This is a genomic window from Acidovorax sp. (assembly GCF_016783915.1).
GTDB lineage: Bacteria > Pseudomonadota > Gammaproteobacteria > Burkholderiales > Burkholderiaceae_C > Acidovorax.
The window spans coordinates 1-5,003 of the sequence record NZ_JADHVT010000238.1 but is presented as its reverse complement, the minus strand read 5'-3'; the positions used below and the strand labels follow the sequence as shown (position 1 = coordinate 5,003).

The window sequence follows — 5,003 nt, the reverse complement described above, 5'->3', positions numbered from 1 at the left end:
AGCGAGTCGCATAGCTGCTTGTCCGGCCCCTCGGGTATCCCGAATTCACATGCAATCCGTATAGATGGCTAGCGATGCATCTTGCGGAATTCCTTCACGTCCACCAGCGTCTTAAACCGGTGGTTCTCTTTGGTGATCCACTGCATGTTGTCGGGCCTGTCAGGGCCTCCGGCACATAGCGGCGTGATGTGGTCAACGTGGTAGCCGGGGCAGGCGCCGCGATGCTGGCCGGTGGATGGACACGCATGTTCAACCCGAAAGGCGCGGACTTGGGCGCGGTCGCGCTGTTGTGTGGCTCCTGCGGAAATCGCGCAGGCGGTCAGCAGAATTGCAGCGATTCCCTGTATGCGGCGCATGTCAGAGGCTCTGGTCTTTCGTCGACTTTTTGTTGGTATTGAAGTAAATGCGTACAGCGGATTCCATGCGGCCAATAGCGGCATCGGCCCCAGTTGTGTTGAACCGCAGTACAGCAAAGCTCACATCTTGCATTGGCATTGCCAGCGCAATCCGTTTTTGTCCCTGCAGAGCGGTCCGCACTGTGTCGAAAGGGGATAAGACAAGCCGATGGTATAGCTTGCCGTCCAATGTTGTTGTTGCAAGGCATTGCATGCTTATCGCAGCAGAGCCTTTTTCAGTGTTGATAACACCCGGGACATCCGACCCAGTCTCGCAGCCGCGCTGTGTTGCCAGTACCCAAAAGCAAGCGTCTACCTCCTTGTTGCACCATTGCCCGAACAAATTGCGGCTCTCGTTAACCACATACGCGAATGGCAACCCCTCTTCATCTTTGCCGCTGATCCATTCAGCGGCGGCTGGGTTGGCTGCCGCCAATGCGAACACAGCGCCTGCCGCTTTGACTATCCACAGCGATGTAATTTTCATACTTGCCTCCTAAAACTCTTCTCCGCGCCACACTTTTACGACGCGCGCAAACACCTCGAAATCCATCCCTTCGACAATGTCAAACGGGTCATATAGGGAGTTGTAGCTTTTGGCCCTCAGCACCAAGCCAGCCGCAGTCGGTATGCGCTGGAGTTGCTTCACAAATCCTTCCTCCCCAACGCGGAAGAAATAGATGCCATCCACGTCTGCGCGGTTGATGCCCCGGTCAACCAGCAGCGGGTCGCCTGGGTTGAAAAGCGGCTGCATTGATGGGCCAAACCCCGTGACGATAGCCAGGTTCTTGACTGATGTGATGCGGTGCACGTTCTCTTGTGCCCAGCGTTCCGATACGCGCCATTCCTTGATAACCCCCGGTTGCTCTGCCAAAACGATCCCCTTGCCCATCGACCCGCCAGTTTGAAACTGGCGGATTACGACATCACTAGTTTCTTGTTGTAACGAATGTGCAGAGGGTATGACGTTTACGCCGCCCACGGAAATTTCGGATTGCACGACCCCATCAGTCGGGTATGGAGCCTCTGCGCTGGACAAGCCCCAGTGTTCTGGGCCAACCACATCTGCAAAGTAGGTCCATAGCTTTGGCAGCTTCTCTTTGCCGATGGTCCCCCGGTTGATCCAGTCCTGAACGGACGGCGGTTTGACACCGAAGTACGCGGCAACCGCGACTTTGGAAACACCCTTCTTTTCGATGGCGGCGCGTATAGCCGCGCCAAGCTGTTCGCCTGTAAGCATCGCCTTATCTTCGATTAGGCAGTACATGTTAGGCAATTCCTATTGACCGAGATAAGGCCAAGCCTCATAATGAGGCTATGTCTAATGCAATTCTCAGGGCCGCAGAACAGCTTGGCGGTCAAGCGAGCCTGGCTCGCGCGATGGGGGTTCAGCCTCCGACTGTCAACCAGTGGGCCAAGGGCGACCGCCCGATTCCTGCTGAGCGCTGCCCACAAATCGAGGCCCTGACCTCTGGAAATGTTCGCTGCGAAGAACTCCGCCCCGATGTGAATTGGGCCGTTCTCCGCAAGCCATCCCGCAAAGCCAAGCCCACCCAAGCGGCCTGAGCCATGGCAACCCAAACCCTCCTCGCTGTTACGACGGCTTGCTCCTGCTCCGGCAGGGGCCTTTTTGATGCATCCCCCTTCATGGCCAAGCGCCAACCGGCTGCCCTCCGTGGTGTTGGTTGTGTGGGTCGGGTGCATCAAAAAGGCGATCTGTTTCGTGTCCTGCATGAAACAAATTTTTGCCCCACCGCAACCGGTAACTCAACCGGTAATTCGTTGATTTCTTTCTATCGAGGCAGCGATGGAACAACTTGCACTTCCCCTTCTCGGGCGCTTGGATGCGCCTGCAGCCGTACCGGCTTCCATGGTGTCCTGGGCCTCAACGTATCGCGAGGCTGTAAGGCTGGCGTGGCGTCTGCGCCGGGTGCACTACGCCACACAGCGCCAGCTTGCCGCCGAGGCGGGTTTGTACGCGCCGCATGTGTCGGACTACCTGTCAACGGACGACAAGCCGTCGCGCAGAAGTCTGCCAGCGGAGCACATCCCGGCTTTCGAGGCATTCGTTGGGAACACGCTGATCTCGCAGTGGATTGCCGGGAAAGCCAAGCTGACCGTGTTGGAGGAGATGCAAGCAACAAAGGCAGCCGCATGACCACCCTCTGGAACCCCCGCAAGCCCCTCAACCAGCCACCGCATTTCCGCACTGGCTCTCAGCACAGTGGAAAACCTGCGCGATGCCGTCAGCAAGGGTGTTTACTCGGGCGGTGGCGCACAAGCAAAAACGGCTGCGGCAAGCATCATCAACGGCCTGACAGGCATCAAGCCAAAGGGGTTTGTGGGGTCCGAGTTGTTCAACGCCAATGCGTCGGCCCTCGTGCTGGACCGCATCAAGACGCTGGGTCCAAACCCATCCAACGCAGACCGCGAATTCATTGAGCGCACGATTCCAAACCTCGACAAGAGCGCAGAAGCCCGGGATGCCCTGATCAACTTCATGGAGCAGAAGGCGCGCGGCTCGATTGATCTGTACAAGCGCGCAGACACGCACGCCCGCCAGAACAACGGACTCGCCGGGTTTGACCAGTTCGCCAAACCCAAGCCCGCACAGGGCAGCCTGACAAATTTGTCGAGAACTTCGTGATTCGCGGCAGCGTGGCGGATGCTTCGGCGGTGGCGCGCAATGCTCCAGTGGAAGAGGTGAAAACCGCCAGCCGCCGCCATCGGGGGTGCCGTTCTGGCCGGTGTGCTTGCCTGGCAGGTGCAGGCATGGCGCTACGACGCGCAGATTGCTGGCATCAAGGCCCAACATGCCGAAGCGATCGCAGCTTCTGCCAAGTCCGCCCTCCGCCTCACTGAACACTACCGGGAGAACGCTGATGCAGCACTCAGAAAAGCCGAAGCGCGCTCGGCTCAAAACAAGCGCGATGCTGACCGCCTGCGTGGCGAGCTTGATGGGCTGCGGGGCGACCTTGCCGAAGTGCCCGGTCGAATCCGCACCGCCTCCCGCGAGGCCGTCGATCAGTACGCCACTACCGCCAGTGTCGTATTCGATCAGTGCGTCCGAAGATATAGCGACCTGGCGGGCGCAGCTACGGGCCACGCCTCTGATGTCCAAACCCTGATGGATGCGTGGCCGTCAAAGCCGCGCTGATACGAAAGTGATACGGCACTACAGTTTCTACAGTGTAGCGACCCATTGAACTACGAGGAGGCAAGGCAGCCGCGCATTGTAGTGGCGCGCGCGGGCCTCTTGAGCCGCTTGGACCTCAGTCGTATTTCACGGTGTAGATGATGTCCACCGCGCTTTTCTCGCCGGTCTGCCCGCGCAGGGTGAGGCGGCGGGAGAGGTCGTAAAAGATGTAGAGCGTGCCCAGCGTGCCCGACAGGCTGCGTTCGTAGGTCACGTACAGGTCTTTGGACAGGCGTTTGCCGAAGGTAAGGGCGGCGGCGCTGGCGTCCTCACCCGTAGTGGCGCCGCGAAAGCCGATTTCGTCCAGGCCCAGGCGGCTGGCGGCGTTGGCCGTGGGGCTTTGGCCGCCGTTGCGGCCCAGCAGCGCCAAGGCGGCCTGTTGCAGCACGGCCGCTTCGGCCCCTCCGGCCGAGGCATTGCGGCCCAGCACCACCCACGACAGCTTTTCGGCATCGGGCAGTTCAGGGTCGGAATACAGCGTGACGCGTGGCGCCTGCGCGCTGCCGGTGACCTGCACGCCCGCGCGCACGCTGATGTTGGGGCGCAGCGCCAGGATGTCGAGCGAGGGGTTGTTGTACGGGCCGTTGAAGCGGATGAGGCCCGTCTCCACATCCAGCATCTGGCCCCAGGCGCGGTAGCGGCCCTGGTCGGTGCGCACCTCGCCGGTCACGCGCGGCGGTGCGCCGGGCACGGCGCTGCTGCGGATGTCCACCTCGCCCGTCAGCCGGGTGGTGATGCCCTGGCCCTGCAGTGCAAAGTCGCGCCCGAGGTTGAGGGTGATGGCGATGTCGGGAGGCTTGGCCGTCTCTGCCTGCGCCGCCACCTGGCTGGCCTTGGCGGCGGCCTGGGCCTTGGCCTGGTCTTCACGGTCCTTGGCGGCGGAGCGCACGACCACGTCCGATCCCAGGCTGGGTGCAGATTCATCGGGCAGGATGATGGTGGCGCGGTCAGTGGTGAGGTTGCCGCGCAGGCTGATCTGGCCCTGCTGCAATTGCGCCTGCACCTGGCCCGACACGCTGACCTGCCGGTCGGCACGCACCAGCACCTGCAGGGCCTTGGCCTCGGCCTGCAGTGACATGGTGATGCCTGACAGGCCTGTGCCTGTCGTGGCACTGTCGCCCCAGGCCACGCGGCCGGTAGCGGTCAGCATGCCGCCGTCTTGCGCAGCGGCCGTGCGGTTGCCGCTGAAGCCTGCGATGCGCGCGTTGCTGCCACGCCCGCCTTGCAGGCGGAACTCGGTGATGTTGAGCTGGTTGCCCTGCAGCGTGGCGCGCAGGCGGCCACCTTGCAGGTCCACTCCATCGACTACCGACCGCACCGCCATGTCGTCGGCCCCCAGAGTGCCTGCCCAGCGCGGGGCATCGCGCGTGCCCGACAAGGTGGCGCTGGCATCCAGCGTGCCGCGCACGCGC

Annotated in this window: 8 protein-coding genes; 4 read left to right on the top strand and 4 right to left on the bottom strand. The window is 61.7% G+C overall.

Features of this window, described 5'->3' with window-relative positions:
• Positions 1-68: 68 nt before the first annotated feature.
• From ISS20_RS23635 to ISS20_RS23625, 3 genes are read right to left on the bottom strand one after another with little or no spacing between them, the layout of a single operon-like run.
• Entirely contained in the window at positions 69-356 is a 288-nt protein-coding gene (locus ISS20_RS23635; protein ID WP_291440101.1) for an HNH endonuclease signature motif containing protein, read from the bottom strand.
• A gap of 1 nt (position 357) precedes the next feature.
• Positions 358-882, bottom strand: coding sequence for a hypothetical protein (locus ISS20_RS23630; protein ID WP_291440099.1), 525 nt, complete (start codon positions 880-882; stop codon positions 358-360).
• 9 nt (positions 883-891) lie between these two features.
• The gene (locus ISS20_RS23625; protein WP_291440097.1) at positions 892-1,662 is read right to left on the bottom strand and encodes a S24 family peptidase; all 771 of its coding nucleotides are present in this window, start codon (positions 1,660-1,662) and stop codon (positions 892-894) included.
• Positions 1,663-1,712: 50 nt separating this feature from the next.
• Between ISS20_RS23625 and ISS20_RS23620 the strand changes: the two genes are divergently transcribed.
• The 4 genes from ISS20_RS23620 to ISS20_RS23605 all read left to right on the top strand — a co-directional run bounded on the left by ISS20_RS23620 (position 1,713) and on the right by ISS20_RS23605 (position 3,552).
• Positions 1,713-1,961 carry a helix-turn-helix domain-containing protein gene (locus tag ISS20_RS23620; protein ID WP_291440095.1) on the top strand — a complete coding sequence of 83 codons (249 nt, stop codon included), beginning with the start codon at positions 1,713-1,715 and terminating at the stop codon, positions 1,959-1,961.
• 241 nt (positions 1,962-2,202) lie between these two features.
• A complete protein-coding gene (locus ISS20_RS23615; RefSeq protein ID WP_291440093.1) occupies positions 2,203-2,553 on the top strand; it encodes a hypothetical protein in 351 nt (116 codons plus the stop codon).
• A 66-nt stretch (positions 2,554-2,619) separates the two neighbouring features.
• Positions 2,620-3,042 (top strand): hypothetical protein, encoded by a 423-nt coding sequence (locus tag ISS20_RS23610; RefSeq protein WP_291440092.1) that lies wholly within the window; start codon positions 2,620-2,622, stop codon positions 3,040-3,042.
• Between the two features lie 102 nt (positions 3,043-3,144).
• Entirely contained in the window at positions 3,145-3,552 is a 408-nt protein-coding gene (locus tag ISS20_RS23605) for a hypothetical protein (RefSeq protein WP_291440091.1), read from the top strand.
• Positions 3,553-3,667: 115 nt separating this feature from the next.
• On the opposite strand, the gene ISS20_RS23600 is transcribed toward ISS20_RS23605, so the two are convergent.
• Positions 3,668-5,003, bottom strand: a 1,336-nt coding sequence (locus ISS20_RS23600) for a translocation/assembly module TamB domain-containing protein (protein WP_291440089.1), incomplete at its 5' end; no start/stop codon positions are given.